Consider the following 15,139-nt stretch of genomic DNA (forward strand, 5'->3'; position numbering starts at 1 on the left):
CATCAAGGAGCCTGGCTGCGGGCACTGGCTGGACCCCGAAACCGAGCCCGGACCGTTATGCACATAGCCCAACGTCGCCTTGATTCGGCCATGCCAACCGAGAATAGTTGGGATTGGAAGGGGAATCCCAAGGGCTTCCCCGGCCCCGGCCGCAGGCAAGCCTGTCACGAGGTCCATCGATAGCTGGAACCTCTGGCAGAATGGCCGGAACATCAAGCAGCAGGTGGAGAGGCAGGCCCCCAATGGACCAGCACGGCAGACACGTTGACCACACCCGGGACGGTGAGGACCCGGTGGCAGCACCAGGAGGAATCGTCGTCGGCGTGGATGGTTCGGAGCACGGTCAGTGCGCCTTGGTCTGGGCCGCCCGGGAAGCTGAACGCCGGCAGCGCCCGCTCCACATCGTCACCGCCTACTCGGTGCCGATCTTTGCTGCTTCGGGCTTGGACGGCGGGTACGCCACAGTGGACGACTCCGTGATCCGGGAGGGTGCCGAGGCGATCGTCAAACAGGCCATGGACAAGGTTTCCGGCTACTCCATCGATGTCGACGCTTCCGTTGAGAACGGAGACGCGGCCGGTGTCCTGCTGGACCTGTCCGCGGAGGCGGAGCTGCTGGTCTTCGGAAGCCGCGGGCGTGGCGGGTTCGTCGGGCGCCTCCTGGGCTCCGTGAGCAGCGCGCTGCCTGCCCATGCTAAATGCCCTACCGTTACTGTGCCGCTCTACTGCGCGGACCGCTTGGGCGAGAACACCGAGGACAAACACATCAAGGCCGAACACGCCAAGGCCGGTCCGCGGACGGTGGAGAATGTGGTCGTCGTGGGCGTGGATGGTTCGGAGCAGGCGCGGGTCGCGGTTTTGGAAGCCGCTGAACAAGCGGAGCGGATGGGCGCCAGCCTCCGCGTCATTTGCGCAGTTCCGCAGTACAGCGGATCGCTGGCCTGGGTGCCTGCGCCGCTTGATCGCGATGCCCTCTTCGCGGACATCAAGGTGCAACTGGACGCTGGGGTAGCGTGGCTGCGGAGCCACTTCCCCCGGCTGACCGTGGAGACGGACCTCCGGGACGGCGCACCCGTTGACGTCCTGGTGGAGGCCAGCCGCAGTGTTGAGCTCGTGGTCCTGGGCACCCGCGGACGGGGTGGATTTGCCGGCATGCTTCTGGGCTCCACTTCGGACGGCGTCCTGCACCATGCCAAGGGGCCCGTGCTGGTGGTTCCGGATAGGGAAGATCCCAGGCTCGCCGACCGCGCCAAGTTCGGTCCCATGCTTGGCACAGCCTAAAGCAGCGCCGCCCTTCACATGAGCAGCCAGGAACGGAACCGGCAACCAGGAACTGGTGGACGCACGTACGTTGTGCCGCTGGACCGGATCCGGGCTGGGATGCTCGCAGAAGTCGGAGGCAAGGCGGCAAACCTGGGGGAGTTGCTTGCCGCCGGGTTCCCCGTGCCTTCAGGGTTTTGCCTGAAGACAGCCGCGTACAGGCATTCCCTCGCGTCAACCGGCCTGGAGGATGTTCTTGAGGCCTTGGATGCTGCGGCTAAGTCCACGTCCGGCCAGCAGTCCATGTCCGGCCAGCGGGACACGTCCGGCCAGCGGGCCACAGCCGAACTGAACTCCTTGGCGGCCCGCGCGCGATCGCTGATACGGGAGGCGGGAATCCCTCCTGATGTGGTCGCCGAACTGCGAAGTTCCTATCTGGCCCTGGGCGGAGACGCTCCTGTCGCGGTCCGTTCCTCGGCCACCGCGGAAGATTTGCCGTTTGCGAGCTTCGCCGGCCAGCAGGACACCTTCCTGAACGTCGTGGGGGTGGACAACGTCGTTGATGCAGTGAGCAGATGCTGGGCTTCGCTGTGGACCGACCGGGCCGTGAGCTACAGGACCACCAACGGAATCAGCCACTCAACGGTGACCCTCGCGGTGGTGGTGCAGCAAATGATCGACTCCGCGGCCGCCGGGGTGATGTTCACTGCCAACCCGGTGACAGGCCGCCGGCGGGAGGCAGTCATCGACGCAAGCCCCGGGCTCGGCGAGGCCGTGGTGTCGGGAGCGGTCAATCCGGACCAGTACATCGTCGATGTCCAAACCCGGAGCATCCTCAAACGGACCCTCGGTGATCGTCGGGTGGAAATCCGATCGGTACCCGGCGGCGGCACGGAACGGATCGAGGCCACCCTGCCGGACAACCCTCCCCAACAGTGCCTCAGTGACTCCCGGATCCAGGAGCTGGCGCTGCTGGGGCAACGGGTGGAGGAGCACTACTCTGCCCCGCAGGACACGGAATGGGCCATCGACAAAACCGGCACCTTGTGGCTGACGCAGGCAAGGCCCATCACCACGCTGTATCCACTGTTCACCAGGAAGCCAGGCACCCCTGGAGAGCACGCTTTCCTGAACTTCAGCCTCGCACAGGGACTGACCCGTCCCCTGACACCCATGGGACTGGCCGGGATACGGCTGATCGCTTCCTGCGTTGCCCGGACTGCCGGTTTCGACGTTCCCCATCCGCGTTCCGGTCCTTCGCCGTACTACGAGGCCGGGCAGCGGATCTTCTTCGATCTCACGTCCGTTGTGCGCAGCCGGGTGGGCCGGTCCATCGTGCCGCGTGTGTTCGACATCATGGAGGCCCGCTCCGCGGCGCTGATCCGGGGGCTTACGGAAGATCCACGGTTCTCCATAACCAACAAAACCCCGCTGAAGCTCCTCCGGCATGTGGCTCCGGTGGTTGGCAGGTACAGGGTGCCGGAGACCGCGCTTCGAGGCCTTTTCCGTCCGGATGCCGCCATGGATCGCGTGGGCAAGCTCAGCAGGCACCTCAGGGACTCACTGGAACTTTCCGGCGCTGCCACGAGCCGTGAGCGCCTGGGCCATGCGGAGCAGATCCTCGGCCGGCAGATTTTTGCCACCGTGCCACAAATCCTTCCGCTGCCGGCCCTCGGCTTCGGCATGCTGCTGATGGTCAGGAAGTTGCTTGGGCCGGACGTGGCCTACAACGAGCTCCAAACCGTCATCCGGGGGCTACCCAACAATGTCACCACGGAGATGGACCTGGAGCTTTGGAGCTTGGCCGCGGAAATCCGGGAGGACCCCGAAGCCGCCGATTACTTCCGGACACACAGTGCAGGGGATCTGGGAGCGGCGTGCGTGGCTGGAACCCTCCCTCCCCGTGCCCAGTCCGGTGTGGAAAAATTCCTCGCCGCCTACGGACACCGTGCAGTGGCTGAGATCGACCTCGGCATGCCGCGCTGGTCCGAGGACCCGACCCACATCCTGGGCGTAGTGGCCAACTACCTCAGGCTGGAATCTCCAGGACGCCGGGAAGGACGCTTGGAACGGGGAAGCCCGCACCAGGATGCCCCAACGCCCGGGGACCCCGACCGGCAGTTCGAGCACGCCACACGGGAGGCCGAAAAACAGGTGACAAGGCTCGTGGCCCGTGCCAGGACCAAGAGCCCGGTGCATGCGGCACTCGTCAAAACAGCCCTGGACCGAACACGCCGGTTTGCCGGGCTGCGGGAGTTGCCCAAGTACAACCTGGTTCTCGGCTTGGCGGCGGCACGCAGGCAGTTGCTCGTGGTTGGTGAGGACCTCGCGCGGGACGGCCGGATTGACGCGCCGGAGGACATCTTCTTCCTTGACTTTGACGACGTCGATCTCGCGTTGTCCGGAAGGAGTTTCCAGTCCACGGTGGTACAGCGGCGCGAGGCCTACCAGCAGGAGCTGCGCCGCCGGCATATTCCGCGGGTCCTGCTCTCTGACGGCACCGAACCCGAGGCAACAGGCCACTTGGCCGCCAAGGACCTGTCGCCTGGTGCCCTTGCCGGAAGCCCGGCGTCGGCGGGAGTAGTGACGGCGCGGGCAAGGGTCATCATGGATCCCGTGGGAGCCCACCTGGAGCCCGGCGAGATCCTGGTGGCCCCCTCAACAGACCCCGGATGGACGCCGCTCTTCCTCACGGCGGGCGGGCTGGTCATGGAAATGGGTGGCCCCAACTCGCACGGGGCAGTGGTGGCCCGCGAGTACGGAATCCCCGCAGTCGTGGGTGTTCCTGATGCCACGCTACGCCTGGAAACCGGCCAGGCCATTACTGTGGACGGAGCCGCCGGGACAGTGGTTCCAGCCGCTGAAGCCTAGGCGTGCTGGTGGGATTCGTGCTCCGAGTGGCTGACGGGCTCCAGCTGGAACGTGCAGTGGTCGGTGTCGAAATGCCGGCCAAGGCATGAGCCCAACTGGTCCAGGATGCTGTCGGCACCCGTCGCGTTGAGCACCTCGTCTTCAACCACCACGTGTGCTGAAAAGACCGGAACACCGGACGTAATGGTCCAGATATGGATGTCGTGCGCGTCCACCACGCCCTCGACGGCCAGGATGTGTTCCCGGATCATGGTGACTTCAATCCCCTTGGGGGTCGCCTCGAGGAGAACATCCACCACATCGCGGAGCAGGTGCCAGGCCCGGGGAATGATCATCAGCGCTATCACCACCGATGCAATGGGGTCCGCTGCCGTGAATCCGGTGGTCATGATGACGATCGCAGCCGCAATCACGGCCAGCGAACCGAGGAGGTCGCCCAGGACTTCCAGGTAGGCACCACGGACGTTGAGGCTTTCCTTTTGCGCACCCTGAAGGATGAGCAGCGAAATGAGGTTGGCTGCGGCGCCCACGATCGCTGCCCACAGCATGACGTCCGTGTGGATTTCGGGCGTCTGCCCAAAACGGCGGATGGCTTCGATCATGATCACCACGGCGATGACGATGAGGATCAACGCGTTGGCCAGCGCTGCCAGGACTTCCGCCCTCTGGTAGCCGTAGGTGCGCTGGTCGCTGGCGGGCCGGGTGGCGATCCACGCTGCCATCAGCGCAATGAAGACCCCGGCGGCGTCCGAGAGCATATGGCCTGCATCGGCCAACAGGGCGAGCGAACCGGAAAGGAAAGCACCCACGACCTGGATGCCCACGACGCCCAGGGTGATGACAAGGACGGCCACCAGTCTCTTCCGGTGCTTGCCGGTAGCTGTGAGTCCGTGCGAGTGGTTGTGGTCGTGCCCCATGACTACAAGGCTAGCCCCAGCCCAGCTCGTGCAGGCGGTCGTCGTCGATTCCAAAGTGGTGGGCGATCTCATGGACCACGGTGATCGCGACTTCGTCGATCACTTCCTGCCGGGACGTGCAGATATCGAGGATCGGCTGGCGGAAAATGGTGATGCGGTCCGGCAGGGATCCTGCGTCCCACCACGAGTCCCGCTCGGTCAAGGGCACGCCTTCGTAGAGTCCCAGGAGGACAGTGTCGGGGTCCTCGCCCGGTTGCGGGGTGTAGTCGTCTTCGATGAAGATCGCCACGTTGTCCATGGCACTGGCAGCTTTGGGCGGAATGAGCTGGAGCGCATCGCTCACGGCTTCCTCGAACTCCTCCGGAGACATCTCGAAGGGTGCCCCTGCAGGCTGGCCCACTTCTTCCACGGGGCTGTGGACGGCGTTTCGCTCGGAGATCGGCCCGGCGAGGGGTGATGAGGGGCGCTCACCATCAGGAACAATCGGCAGGCCGGGAGGAAGGTTCGCGGGCATAATCCGACTTTAGTCCGCTGGCGGGGCGTTGACGCTGGTTGTGATGGGAGATACAGTTTTCCGGGTTTGGTTATTCGTATAACTGCCTCTTTCATTCCGCTCACAGACAGGTCCCGCATGACGCGCCCCGGTACCCGGCACGGCCCCACGATGCACGATGTCGCTGCCGCGGCGGGCGTCTCGCAGGCCACGGTCTCCCTGGTGCTCAATGATGCCGGCGGCGGAAGGTTTTCCGAGGACACCCGTCAGCGGGTTCACGAGGCCGCCCGCCATTTGGGGTACCGCACCAACGCCCACGCCAAGGTGCTGCGGGACGGCGTGGCCGGCATGATCGGCTTCGTGGGCGACCACGTGGCCACGGCTCCGTTCGCCGGCAAGATCATCGAAGGCGCGCAGGCCAGGGCATGGGAAGCCGGCATGCTGCTGCTCACCGTCAACACCGGGGGAGACCAGCGACTGGAGGAAGCGTCCCTGGAGGCCATGCTGTCCCACAAGGTGGCCGGGGTGGTTTATGCGTCCATGTATCACCAGGTGGTGGACGTCCCCGACGTCCTGGGTGAAGTTCCCGCCGTCGTGCTTAATGCCCGGGACAGAAGCGGCACCTTTCCCAGCATCGCGCCGTCGGAAGGGCTGGGCGGCTACACCGCCACCAGGCGGCTCATCGACGCAGGCCACCGGCGGATCGGCTTTATCAACATCGGTGACGTCGAGGAGGGGCTGCCGGCCGTCGTCGGGCGTCTTGAAGGTTACCGGCGCGCCCTGGCTGAGGCGGGCGTGGATTACGACGACGACCTCCACCGCCCGGGCGACGGCCACGAAGACGGGGGGTACCGGAACACCCTCGCGCTCATGACGGGCCCGAAACCTCCCACAGCGCTATTTTGTGGCAACGACAGGACCGCGTGGGGCGCCTACCAGGCGCTGGCTTCGCTGGGGCTGTCCGTTCCCGACGATGTGTCCGTGGTCGGCTTCGACAACCAGGAGTCCCTGGCGCCGTATCTCCGGCCTGGCCTGACCACCCTGAAGCTTCCCTTTGTGGACATGGGGCGGCGCGCCGTGGAGCTGATCCTCGCCGGCAACGCTACCCCGGGCCACACTGAATTGTTCGAATGTCCTTTGATTGAACGGCACTCCGTGGCCCATCTCCAGCACCTCCCCACTCAACGAACAGGAACCGCATGACCGCCACTGCCAACACCGCGCCTGAGCCCCTCGACGTCGTCGTGGTGGGTGAAGCCCTTATCGACATCGTGCAGTCTCCCGACGGCCAGACCGAGTACCCCGGCGGTTCGCCGGCCAACGTCGCCTACGGCCTGGGCCGGCTGGACGTCAAGACGGGGCTCCTGACCGCGATCGGCCGCGACGAGCGGGGCGATGCGATCGCCGCGCACCTGCAGAGCGCCGGCGTGGTGCTGCTGCCGGGATCCAAATCCCTGGGCAAAACAGCGACGGCGACGGCCAGTATCGCTGCGGACGGGTCTGCTGAATATACGTTCGAGATTGACTGGGCGCTTGCCCCGCTGACGCTGCCATACGCTCCTCGGATCCTGCACACGGGCTCGATCGCGACTTTCCTGCAGCCTGGTGCGTCGGTGGTCCGCAGCCTGTTGGAACAAGCTCAGGGCGGCTGCATGGTCACCTACGATCCCAACATCCGCACGGACCTGCTGGGCAGCCACCACGAGGCGCTGGCGCTGTTTGAAGAACTCGTGCCGCTCACCGACGTGGTCAAGATGAGCGACGACGACGCACGCTGGCTCTACCCGGGGAAGGACCTGGAAGACACCGCGAACCACCTGCTGTCGCTCGGGACCGGGCTGGCAGTGGTGACGCAGGGACCCAGGGGTTCCCTGATGGCCGCCCCGCGCATGCAGCTCAACGTTCCTGCAATTCCGTCCTCCGTGGCTGACACCATTGGCGCCGGCGATTCCTATATGTCGGCCCTCATCATGGGTCTGCTGCTGCGCGGCAGCGACGGGCTGGCACCCACCGTGCTTGAACGGATCGGCACCACTGCGTCCATGGCCGCATCCATCACGGTGGGCCGGCCCGGAGCAAATCCGCCAACGCACCGTGAACTCCTGGCCGGTATGGCCCGCTAGTTCACCGGTTCAGTGTGATGTGCGCGGCCGGGGGTTGCGACGCGTCAGTGCAACCCCTGCCAGGCACACCGCGCCGCCGACCAAGCCCCAGATGCTGGGGATTTCCTGCAGCACGGCCCACGAAATCAGGATCGTGGTTCCGGGAACCAGGTAGGTGGTAGCGGCCAGCTTCCCTGCCGAAATCAGGGACAGCGCATAAGCCCATGTAGTGAAGGCGATGGCTGTGGGAAAGATGCCCAAGTACACCAGCCCCAGCGTCGCCGGCATGGGAGCCGCTTGGACCTCGCTGATGAGTTGTCCGGTCCACGGCAGGCAGCAGAGCGTGCCGACCATGATGCCGAACCAGGTCGCCTGCCCCGCGGTGAACTTCCGCAGTACCGGCTTCTGCAGGATCGCGCTCACCGAGGCGAGCACGGCGGCAAGCAAGCACAGCAGGACCCCGGTGACATCCGCCGTCGAGCGTTGGCCCGAGCCCAAGGCGATCATCGCCACTCCGCCGAAGGCCACCGCGCTGCCGATCAGCAGCCACCGCGGAAAGCCTTCCTTCAGGATTACGCCGGCCAGAACGGCGATCAGGATCGGCGAGACATTGATGAGCATGGCGCTCGTTCCTGCGTCGAGCAGGTGTTCTGCGGCGTTCAGGGCAACGTTGTAGCCGGCGAACCACATCACGCCGTAGGCGGCGATCGGCAACCACTCGCGTCCGCGGGGCCACACCTTCAGGGTCGGCAGCACCACAATTCCAAGAACGACGGCGGCAACCGCCAAACGTCCGAGCGTCAGGGAACCGGGGGAGAAACTTGGTCCGACGGCGCGGATGCCCACGAACGCGGAGGCCCAGAGAACCACGGTGATGGCCACAGCTGCGATGCCGGCCTTGCTGATGGGGGCTCCTGGCGCTGGGGTGGTGCGCTGCCGGATGCCGGGGGACGGCTGGCCTGGTTCGGCCGGGGTGGTGGTTGTCATAGGGCAAATCTAGCCCGGTCCTGAGGTTCGCGGCTGGCGGATTTCGGACGCGTCCCCTCAAGAAACTGCCAATGTTTGACCCCCGCAGGCTGCTGCCGTACGTTATCGATTAACGGTAATAACGAATATCGATAAATTGGGGGTTGGTCATGGGCTTGCGAAGTAACGTCAGCGACTCTTTGGCTCGCGTCAAAGTGGTCTCGAGGGCTGATTCGGTGGTGCTGATGGTGATCGCTTTTGCTGTGGCCTTGGTGACCACGGGTTTCACGGTGGTCTCGATCATCGGAAACTCCGGCGAGGTTGTGCTGAGGCTGCCGGTGGATCCAGCGCTGCAGGAAATGCGCGATCTGGGGTTCGGGGCCGCGGGGCGGACGTCCCAAGTCGAAGTCACTATGCCAAGGCTCCCGGAAAATGAGGCAGCCCTGCTGGGCTGGTCTGCCGTGTTCAACCAGGTGGCGATCCTGGCGGTGGCGTCTCTGCTGGTCCTGCTGGCCCACAGGCTGGCGAATGCGGTTCTTTTCGCCCGCGGTACCGCGGTGGTGTTGGGAATTGCCGGGGGAGTTCTGGCGATTGCCGGGAGCGCTGGCCAAATCATGGACTCAACGGCCCGCAACCGGCTCGCTGAATACGTCGGCCTGGCTCCGGCAACCCCGGGCGAGACCCTGCTGTATGTGTCGGGTTTTAATCCCACACCCCTTGTGGCCGGAATTGCCCTGCTGTTGTTCGCCGGGGTTTTCCAGTTTGGGCGGCGGTTGCAGCGCGATGTGGAGGGCCTGGTCTGATGCCGGCCGAGGAAGACCTTGCCATCCACTGCAAGCTGGATGAGCTGCTGGAGCAGCGGGGGATGACCCTGACCGAGCTCAGCCGACGGGTTGGGGTGAGCCTGGTGAATCTGTCCGTCCTGAAGAATGACCGCGCCAGGGCGATCCGCTTCTCTACGCTGTCAGCCATTTGCGGGGTCCTCGAGTGTCAGGTGGGGGACCTGTTCGAGTACGTTCCCGGTGGCGTCGGGTAGTCGCCAGGGAGTGATTCGCGAGTGCGTGTCGGAGGTCACACGGCCCTCGATTTTGGAATCCGGGTATCTATGCTCTAAAGTTTTAGAGTCCAGTTCGGACGAGCGAGAGCGGAAAAGAACGCATAAAGCGTTGTGTTCTGCTGCGAAATTCGAATTGAGTTCAGGCCCCCATCGTCTAGCGGCCTAGGACACCGCCCTTTCACGGCGGCGGCACGGGTTCGAATCCCGTTGGGGGTACGCAAGGCAAGTGGTAAATCGGACCGAAAAAGTCTGGTAAGCTGGAAGCCTTGAAAAAAACGCGGTAGAGATACCGCAAAGCAAGGCCCTGTAGCGCAGTTGGTTAGCGCGCCGCCCTGTCACGGCGGAGGTCGCGGGTTCAAGTCCCGTCAGGGTCGCTCTGAGCGCCGGAAGCAGTTCCGGTTCTCAAGGTGACATGTCACCTAGGCTCTGTAGCTCAGTTGGTAGAGCGTTCGACTGAAAATCGAAAGGTCACCGGATCGACGCCGGTCGGAGCCACCACTGGGAAGCATCAGTTCTTCGGAACTGGTGCTTTTCTTGTTTAACCCGCTGTCTCCTGCATTTTTCCCACATTCTTTTTTGGTGGCATGCAGCGATCCGATAAACGCTGCCGGTGGCGCCCTCTCCTTCCTATCTGTTTTGGGCTGCCGGTCGTCTATCGGTTTTGGGGGCAGCCCCATGAGGTGGGGTTTTCTTCGCAGGTGTCGGCGACGAGGGCTCGTTCTGTTTTCCAGGCGTGGATGGTTTTGGGTGGGGTGGTGAGGTTGAGGGTGCCGTTGATGGGCAGGGGTGGGCCGTTGTTGACGGAGTAGGTTCCGGTGAAGGTGGTGGTCACGGTGATGGGGTAGTTCCCGGTGGTGGTGTAGGTGTGGCTGGTGCGGGTTTTGTCCTGGAGCCAGTGTTTTTCGGGCAGTGGGGCGCCGTGGTCGGGGGTGGGTCCGAGGGTGGTGCCGTCGCCGTAGGTGTAGGTGTGGCTGGTGGGGGTGGCGGTCAGGTGGACGTTTTGGCCGAGGATGGTGGTGTTGAAGGTCTGGGTTGTGGCGGTGGTGTAGGTGTTGGTGGGTGCGCCGATGAGGGTGTGGGGGAAGGGTTGGATTTCCACGGTGCCGGGGTTGATGGGCAGGTGTTGGAAGTCGGTGAGGATCCGTGCGGCGATCTCGGCCAGGACGTCTGCGGGTTCTTCGGTGTAGAGGCAGGTGGGGCCGCTGACGGGGATCCAGTCGGTCCAGCCGGGATTGGTGATGGCTTTGGGTGCTTGTTTCCAGATCACCGGGGTGCCTTCCGCGCCTCCGGTAGCCGGGGGTGGGCAGGACAGGGCCAAACAGCCCGGGTCCACGGTGTCCGGACCATCAGCCCGGCAATGAGTATCGGCCATGTACTGATTCGGATCCTCGGTCGGCGCCTGCGATTCGATCAAGGCCGACGTTAGGGCGCTCGTGTTTGGGTTGAACCTGAATTTGCTCGACAGTTCCAGTGCCCCGGCCTGGTTGTTGTAGCCGACCCAGGTATCAGAGTCAGCCATCGCCGAAGGGCCAGGTGCCAATAAGTAACTTGCGACGATCGCCACGAGGGCGATCAGCCGGCGTGGCCCTCGGTGGATGTCAGTTGATGAGGCCAAGGTCAGAGACCGTCCATTCATTTGCTTCGAAAACGGTGAAGATGCCGAATGCTGAGTTGCTGGCGGATTCAGGGGGCCGCCCCATTGAGCCGTCAGCGTTGTAGTAGTCCGCCTGGTCCTGAACAACTTGCACTTTGGACTGTTGGGCTTCGGCGCCGTCTACCCACAGGACCTCAATGACTGGCGTGTGTATCTTGCCACCGGCGCTCCATCGTCCCTTGACGTAGCTGTCCTTGATACCTGTGGCGATCCGCCCGCACGTGGCGCAGGTGTTCCTATAGAGGGGCGTCCATCCGGCTAGGTCGCCAGTCTCAATGGAGAAGTTTTGCTGCGCATACCAGTACCGAATAAACGCCTCCAGCCCCTCCTTCGTGTTCTCGCGGGCCAATGCCGGCATCACGGGAACCGGGACGTTTTGGGCCTTCCCCTGCGCATCCGCCGGCTTATATGCACCGGTGGCTGAAACAGTGGGCGGCCCACTGCTTTCCGAAGGACCCGCCGAGCCGCCTGGGGCGGGTGCCGCCGTCGTCGTGGGGTTGGCGAATGGTGAGCCACCGCTCGAACAGCCGGCCAGAAGCAGCGCTGCCGCCACAGCAGCGGCGACAGGCAGGCGAAAGGTCGGTAGGAAAGTACGGCGTGGCATGACAGGCTCCCCAGCGGCTGTTTGGCGTATTGTCGGCCAGTCTAGGCAGGGGAGGATGGAGGTTCCGACCCCGTGCAGCACGGTTGTGGATAACCTCGGCATGTGCAGGAAGAGTCCCGGCCCGGGCTGCAGGCATTGGCGCTGCAAGTACTGGTCGCCGCGCAACTCCTTCTCTCCCAAAGCGTCTGACCTAGACGTTAGGGTGGTAGTCAAGAGAAGGGGAGTGCTCCGTGTCAGAACAGAACGTGCCACACCACAACGTGCCGGATCCGACTGTGCAGATAGAACCCATGCCCGGGGACGAAGTCCCTGGCACCGGGCGCACCATCATCTCGGAAACCGCGGTAGCCAAAGTTGCCGGCATTGCGGCCCGCACGGTCCCCGGCGTGTACTCCCTGGGATCCGGACCTTCACGGGCGCTTGGCGCGATCCGGGATGCCGTGGGCAGCTCGGACCACGCAGCCGGGGTCCGGGCGGAGGTGGGCGAAACGCAGGTGGCCGTGGACATCAACCTCGTCGCCCTCTACGGCTACCCCCTGCACGGCGTAGCCAACCAGGTCCGCGCCGCCGTTTATCGGGCGGTGGAGGAACTTGTGGGGCTCCAGGTCATTGAAGTCAACGTGGAAATCAACGATGTTTACGTGACACCGCCCGCCAAACCTGCCGGGGCGAAAACAGTGGTGGTCGAAAAGGAGGCACTCCAGTGAGCATGACTGTGGTGGGTATTGCGATCGGCGCCTTCGTGGCCTTCATGTCCCTTCAGTTCGGTCTTTGGGGCTTCCTCGTGGCGTTGCTGTTCATGGGCATAGGCGCCCTCCTTGGACGCGCGGCCGACGGCAAGCTGGACCTGCGCAGCGTCCTGGACGCGCTTACGGGCCGGCGCTCGTCGTCATGAGTGTGGCTGAGGCTGTGGAACCCACCACCAGCCTGGCCGGCCACAACCGGATCAGTACCCAGGCTTTGACATCGCTGGCCCAGGCTGCCGCCGCCGAGGCCCTCGGCGTTGCCCAGGGTGATATCCGTGCAGATTGGACGGACGACGACGGCCTGCTGGCTCTATCGATCGTCGCACCGATCCGGATCCCCGCCTTGGGCGACGTCCTCCGGAACCCGCAGCGCGTCCGGGGCATGGGCGGCTCCATCTGGGACCGTGCCGTGGCAGCGAAAGCCATGGTGCTCGAAACCGTGACCAAGCTGAGCGGTTCCCAACTAAGCCGCGTGGATATCCGGATCAGCGGCGCGCATGTCTCGGAGGGAGGCCGGGTCCAATGACCCAGGAATATGTCGTCTCGGGGCCTGCGGACCCCGCCCCCGGGCATCTTCCGGGAGCCAGCCCTGTTGCCGGTGAGGACGCCGCCATGAGCCGGATCCTGAGCAGGGAGACCCACTCATCGCGTGCCGGTGCTGCCGGTATCGCGGCAGTGCTGGTCATCATTGTGTGTGTCTATGCGCTGCTGGAATCGGTGGTCCGCGCTATCGGGCAACCGCCCTGGCTCGTAGACCCCGGCACCGCTGCGGAAAGGATCATCGCCCTGCCTGCGGGAATTTCTCCGCTGCTGCTCGGGGCCAGCGGTGCAGTGATCGCCATGGTGGGACTGTTTTTCCTCCTCCAGGCGGTGCTCCCGGGCAAACGGGCGCGCCACTTGCTGCGTGACGCACGCACCGCCGTCGTGGTTGATGACGAGGTCCTGGCCTCCGCCCTGGCCCGTCGTGCGCGTACTGCCGCGAACGTGACCCAGGAGCAGGTCATGGTGGTGGTGTCGCAGCAGCAAGTGATCGTGAACGTACGGCCAACGTCAGGCATCAGGGTCAGCCGGGAAGCGATCCTCACCGCGGTCCAGGCTGAACTTGAGGAAATGTCTCCCGTTCCCATGCCAACCGTGCGGGTTAACCTGGCGACGTCGGGGGTGATCGGTGCATGAATGAGACCCCCAGGGCCCTCAACCGGGTGCTCCTGTTCATTATCGGTGTGAAAATGCTCGCCGTAGGGCTGTTGCTGGTGCTGCTGGCGACCGTCCCGGCGGTCGCGGACTGGTGGCACGGGTGGTCTGGATCCGTCTGGGCCGGCGCCGAAGATGCGTTCCGGGCCACGCGCTTTCCCGGCCGCCAGGAGAGCTGGCTCTGGATAGTCGCAGGCGCGGTCCTGTTGTTGGTCATCGTGGCCATGGTGGCGTGGCTGGCGCAACAGGGCAAGGGCCGGGCAAACCTGCTGGTGTCCAGCGACGACGACAGCCATGTTGACGGGGAAGTCCAGATCGGCGGCGGCGTTGCCGAGCAGGCCCTTCGTGCAGCGCTGGCGGACAGGCCGGACCTCGCCGGAGCCTCGGTGGCAACCTATGAGGTCAAGGGCCAGCCGTGCCTGCGGGTCCGTATCCATCCGAGGCAAGGAGTGGCCCCGCACCTCCTTGCCGCAGAAGTGTCCCGTTTGGTGGAGGCGCTGGACCTGGTCATCGGCAAGAAGACCCCTGTCCTGGTCCACATGGCAACCGGCGCCCGTGCGCGTTTCACCAAGGCTGAAAGGGTCCGCTGATGTCAGGAACAACTGCTCTCGGAGAATCCACCCTCCAACAGGTGATGTCCGAACTCGCCGCTCTGGAGGATCCCCGCGCCAGGGAAGTCAACGAAAAACACGGCGACGATCACGGTGTAAACCTGGGTAAGTTGCGGGCTGTGGCCAAGCGCCTGAAAACCCAGCAGGAACTGGCACGCGAGCTCTGGGCCACCGATGACACCGCCGCGAAACTGCTCGCGCTGCTGATCTGCAGGCCCAAAGCCTTTACTCGGGAAGAGTTGGACGGCATGCTGCGGGAATCCCGTACACCCAAGGTCCATGACTGGCTGGTCAACTACGTGGTCAAGAAGAGTGCCCACGCAGAAGCGCTGCGCGAAGCATGGTTCGCTGACCCGGACCCGGTGATTGCCAGCGCAGGCTGGGCACTGACGACGGAGCGCGTAGTCAAAAGCCCTGAAGGCCTGGACCTCGGCGGGCTGCTGGACACGATCGAGGCCGGCATGAAGGAGGCCCCGGAACGTCTTCAGTGGGCCATGAACCATTGCCTGGCCCAGATCGGGATCGAGCACCCGGACTTCCGTGCCCGTGCCCTGAGCATCGGCGAACGGCTGGAAGTGCTCAAGGACTACCCCACGCCGCCCAATTGCACCTCTCCGTTCGCGCCCATCTGGATCAATGAGATGGTGCGCCGGAAGCAATCCTGA

17 protein-coding genes and 3 tRNA genes are annotated in these 15,139 nt (G+C 64.5%); 15 read left to right on the forward strand and 5 right to left on the reverse strand.

The window, feature by feature from the left end:
• Window positions 1-242: 242 nt before the first annotated feature.
• Both ACPFL9_RS02210 and ACPFL9_RS02215 read left to right on the forward strand, forming a co-directional pair.
• A complete protein-coding gene (locus tag ACPFL9_RS02210; RefSeq protein ID WP_426005569.1) occupies window positions 243-1,280 on the forward strand; it encodes a universal stress protein in 1,038 nt (345 codons plus the stop codon).
• Window positions 1,281-1,298: 18 nt separating this feature from the next.
• The gene (locus tag ACPFL9_RS02215; RefSeq protein ID WP_426005570.1) at window positions 1,299-4,130 is read left to right on the forward strand and encodes a PEP/pyruvate-binding domain-containing protein; all 2,832 of its coding nucleotides are present in this window, start codon (window positions 1,299-1,301) and stop codon (window positions 4,128-4,130) included.
• Here the strand turns inward: ACPFL9_RS02215 and ACPFL9_RS02220 are convergent.
• Window positions 4,127-5,047: a cation diffusion facilitator family transporter gene (locus ACPFL9_RS02220; protein WP_426005572.1), complete on the reverse strand. Its 921-nt coding sequence runs from the start codon at window positions 5,045-5,047 to the stop codon at window positions 4,127-4,129. The genes ACPFL9_RS02215 and ACPFL9_RS02220 overlap by 4 nt on opposite strands.
• Before the next feature lie 10 nt (window positions 5,048-5,057).
• Window positions 5,058-5,561 (reverse strand): metallopeptidase family protein, encoded by a 504-nt coding sequence (locus ACPFL9_RS02225; RefSeq protein WP_426005573.1) that lies wholly within the window; start codon window positions 5,559-5,561, stop codon window positions 5,058-5,060.
• 117 nt (window positions 5,562-5,678) lie between these two features.
• On the opposite strand from ACPFL9_RS02225, the gene ACPFL9_RS02230 reads away from it, so the two are divergent.
• Together ACPFL9_RS02230 and ACPFL9_RS02235 are read left to right on the forward strand one after the other, a co-directional pair.
• Entirely contained in the window at window positions 5,679-6,743 is a 1,065-nt protein-coding gene (locus ACPFL9_RS02230; protein ID WP_426005574.1) for a LacI family DNA-binding transcriptional regulator, read from the forward strand.
• Window positions 6,740-7,663 (forward strand): carbohydrate kinase family protein, encoded by a 924-nt coding sequence (locus tag ACPFL9_RS02235; RefSeq protein ID WP_426005576.1) that lies wholly within the window; start codon window positions 6,740-6,742, stop codon window positions 7,661-7,663. Before ACPFL9_RS02230 ends, ACPFL9_RS02235 begins: the two co-directional genes overlap by 4 nt.
• A gap of 9 nt (window positions 7,664-7,672) precedes the next feature.
• Here the strand turns inward: ACPFL9_RS02235 and ACPFL9_RS02240 are convergent, their stop codons facing one another.
• Entirely contained in the window at window positions 7,673-8,629 is a 957-nt protein-coding gene (locus ACPFL9_RS02240; protein ID WP_426005578.1) for a DMT family transporter, read from the reverse strand.
• Between the two features lie 149 nt (window positions 8,630-8,778).
• On the opposite strand from ACPFL9_RS02240, the gene ACPFL9_RS02245 reads away from it, so the two are divergent.
• The 5 genes from ACPFL9_RS02245 (at window position 8,779) to ACPFL9_RS02265 (ending at window position 10,163) form a co-directional block, all read left to right on the forward strand.
• Window positions 8,779-9,411, forward strand: coding sequence for a hypothetical protein (locus tag ACPFL9_RS02245; protein WP_426005579.1), 633 nt, complete (start codon window positions 8,779-8,781; stop codon window positions 9,409-9,411).
• Entirely contained in the window at window positions 9,408-9,644 is a 237-nt protein-coding gene (locus ACPFL9_RS02250; RefSeq protein WP_426007470.1) for a helix-turn-helix domain-containing protein, read from the forward strand. The genes ACPFL9_RS02245 and ACPFL9_RS02250 overlap by 4 nt, the downstream gene beginning before the upstream one ends.
• Before the next feature lie 164 nt (window positions 9,645-9,808).
• Window positions 9,809-9,881 (forward strand) — tRNA-Glu (locus ACPFL9_RS02255).
• A gap of 84 nt (window positions 9,882-9,965) precedes the next feature.
• Window positions 9,966-10,039, forward strand: a tRNA-Asp gene (locus ACPFL9_RS02260).
• Window positions 10,040-10,087: 48 nt separating this feature from the next.
• A tRNA-Phe gene (locus ACPFL9_RS02265) sits at window positions 10,088-10,163 on the forward strand.
• A gap of 154 nt (window positions 10,164-10,317) precedes the next feature.
• On the opposite strand, the gene ACPFL9_RS02270 is transcribed toward ACPFL9_RS02265, so the two are convergent.
• Entirely contained in the window at window positions 10,318-11,184 is an 867-nt protein-coding gene (locus ACPFL9_RS02270; RefSeq protein ID WP_426005581.1) for a hypothetical protein, read from the reverse strand.
• Window positions 11,185-11,263: 79 nt separating this feature from the next.
• Window positions 11,264-11,923 (reverse strand): DUF6318 family protein, encoded by a 660-nt coding sequence (locus ACPFL9_RS02275; protein ID WP_426005582.1) that lies wholly within the window; start codon window positions 11,921-11,923, stop codon window positions 11,264-11,266.
• Window positions 11,924-12,213: 290 nt separating this feature from the next.
• Here ACPFL9_RS02275 and ACPFL9_RS02280 point away from each other — a divergent pair, with 290 nt between their 5' ends.
• The 6 genes from ACPFL9_RS02280 to ACPFL9_RS02305 are packed head-to-tail and all read left to right on the forward strand — an operon-like array spanning window position 12,214 to window position 15,139.
• Window positions 12,214-12,630 (forward strand): Asp23/Gls24 family envelope stress response protein, encoded by a 417-nt coding sequence (locus tag ACPFL9_RS02280; protein ID WP_426007471.1) that lies wholly within the window; start codon window positions 12,214-12,216, stop codon window positions 12,628-12,630.
• Window positions 12,627-12,818, forward strand: a complete 192-nt coding sequence (locus ACPFL9_RS02285; protein ID WP_426005584.1) for a DUF2273 domain-containing protein — start codon at window positions 12,627-12,629, stop codon at window positions 12,816-12,818. The genes ACPFL9_RS02280 and ACPFL9_RS02285 overlap by 4 nt, the downstream gene beginning before the upstream one ends.
• Window positions 12,815-13,195, forward strand: a complete 381-nt coding sequence (locus ACPFL9_RS02290) for a hypothetical protein (protein ID WP_426005586.1) — start codon at window positions 12,815-12,817, stop codon at window positions 13,193-13,195. The genes ACPFL9_RS02285 and ACPFL9_RS02290 overlap by 4 nt, the downstream gene beginning before the upstream one ends.
• The gene (locus ACPFL9_RS02295) at window positions 13,192-13,845 is read left to right on the forward strand and encodes a DUF6286 domain-containing protein (RefSeq protein WP_426005588.1); all 654 of its coding nucleotides are present in this window, start codon (window positions 13,192-13,194) and stop codon (window positions 13,843-13,845) included. Before ACPFL9_RS02290 ends, ACPFL9_RS02295 begins: the two co-directional genes overlap by 4 nt.
• Complete coding sequence (locus tag ACPFL9_RS02300; protein WP_426005590.1) at window positions 13,842-14,453, forward strand: hypothetical protein; 612 nt, start codon at window positions 13,842-13,844, stop codon at window positions 14,451-14,453. The genes ACPFL9_RS02295 and ACPFL9_RS02300 overlap by 4 nt, the downstream gene beginning before the upstream one ends.
• Window positions 14,453-15,139, forward strand: coding sequence for a DNA alkylation repair protein (locus ACPFL9_RS02305; protein ID WP_426005591.1), 687 nt, complete (start codon window positions 14,453-14,455; stop codon window positions 15,137-15,139). Before ACPFL9_RS02300 ends, ACPFL9_RS02305 begins: the two co-directional genes overlap by 1 nt.

The sequence above is a fragment of the Paenarthrobacter sp. NyZ202 genome (genome assembly GCF_049860755.1).
Classification (GTDB): Bacteria; Actinomycetota; Actinomycetes; order Actinomycetales; family Micrococcaceae; genus Arthrobacter.

Excerpts from the sequence above, each read along its gene's own strand:
- ACPFL9_RS02210 (WP_426005569.1), top strand. The coding sequence starts at position 243 with ATGGACCAGCACGGCAGACACGTTGACCACACCCGGGACGGTGAGGAC.
- ACPFL9_RS02215 (WP_426005570.1), top strand. The coding sequence starts at position 1,299 with ATGAGCAGCCAGGAACGGAACCGGCAACCAGGAACTGGTGGACGCACG.
- ACPFL9_RS02220 (WP_426005572.1), bottom strand. The coding sequence starts at position 5,047 with ATGGGGCACGACCACAACCACTCGCACGGACTCACAGCTACCGGCAAG.
- ACPFL9_RS02225 (WP_426005573.1), bottom strand. The coding sequence starts at position 5,561 with ATGCCCGCGAACCTTCCTCCCGGCCTGCCGATTGTTCCTGATGGTGAG.
- ACPFL9_RS02230 (WP_426005574.1), top strand. The coding sequence starts at position 5,679 with ATGACGCGCCCCGGTACCCGGCACGGCCCCACGATGCACGATGTCGCT.
- ACPFL9_RS02235 (WP_426005576.1), top strand. The coding sequence starts at position 6,740 with ATGACCGCCACTGCCAACACCGCGCCTGAGCCCCTCGACGTCGTCGTG.
- ACPFL9_RS02240 (WP_426005578.1), bottom strand. The coding sequence starts at position 8,629 with ATGACAACCACCACCCCGGCCGAACCAGGCCAGCCGTCCCCCGGCATC.
- ACPFL9_RS02245 (WP_426005579.1), top strand. The coding sequence starts at position 8,779 with ATGGGCTTGCGAAGTAACGTCAGCGACTCTTTGGCTCGCGTCAAAGTG.
- ACPFL9_RS02270 (WP_426005581.1), bottom strand. The coding sequence starts at position 11,184 with ATGGCTGACTCTGATACCTGGGTCGGCTACAACAACCAGGCCGGGGCA.
- ACPFL9_RS02275 (WP_426005582.1), bottom strand. The coding sequence starts at position 11,923 with ATGCCACGCCGTACTTTCCTACCGACCTTTCGCCTGCCTGTCGCCGCT.
- ACPFL9_RS02280 (WP_426007471.1), top strand. The coding sequence starts at position 12,214 with ATGCCCGGGGACGAAGTCCCTGGCACCGGGCGCACCATCATCTCGGAA.
- ACPFL9_RS02290 (WP_426005586.1), top strand. The coding sequence starts at position 12,815 with ATGAGTGTGGCTGAGGCTGTGGAACCCACCACCAGCCTGGCCGGCCAC.
- ACPFL9_RS02295 (WP_426005588.1), top strand. The coding sequence starts at position 13,192 with ATGACCCAGGAATATGTCGTCTCGGGGCCTGCGGACCCCGCCCCCGGG.
- ACPFL9_RS02300 (WP_426005590.1), top strand. The coding sequence starts at position 13,842 with ATGAATGAGACCCCCAGGGCCCTCAACCGGGTGCTCCTGTTCATTATC.
- ACPFL9_RS02305 (WP_426005591.1), top strand. The coding sequence starts at position 14,453 with ATGTCAGGAACAACTGCTCTCGGAGAATCCACCCTCCAACAGGTGATG.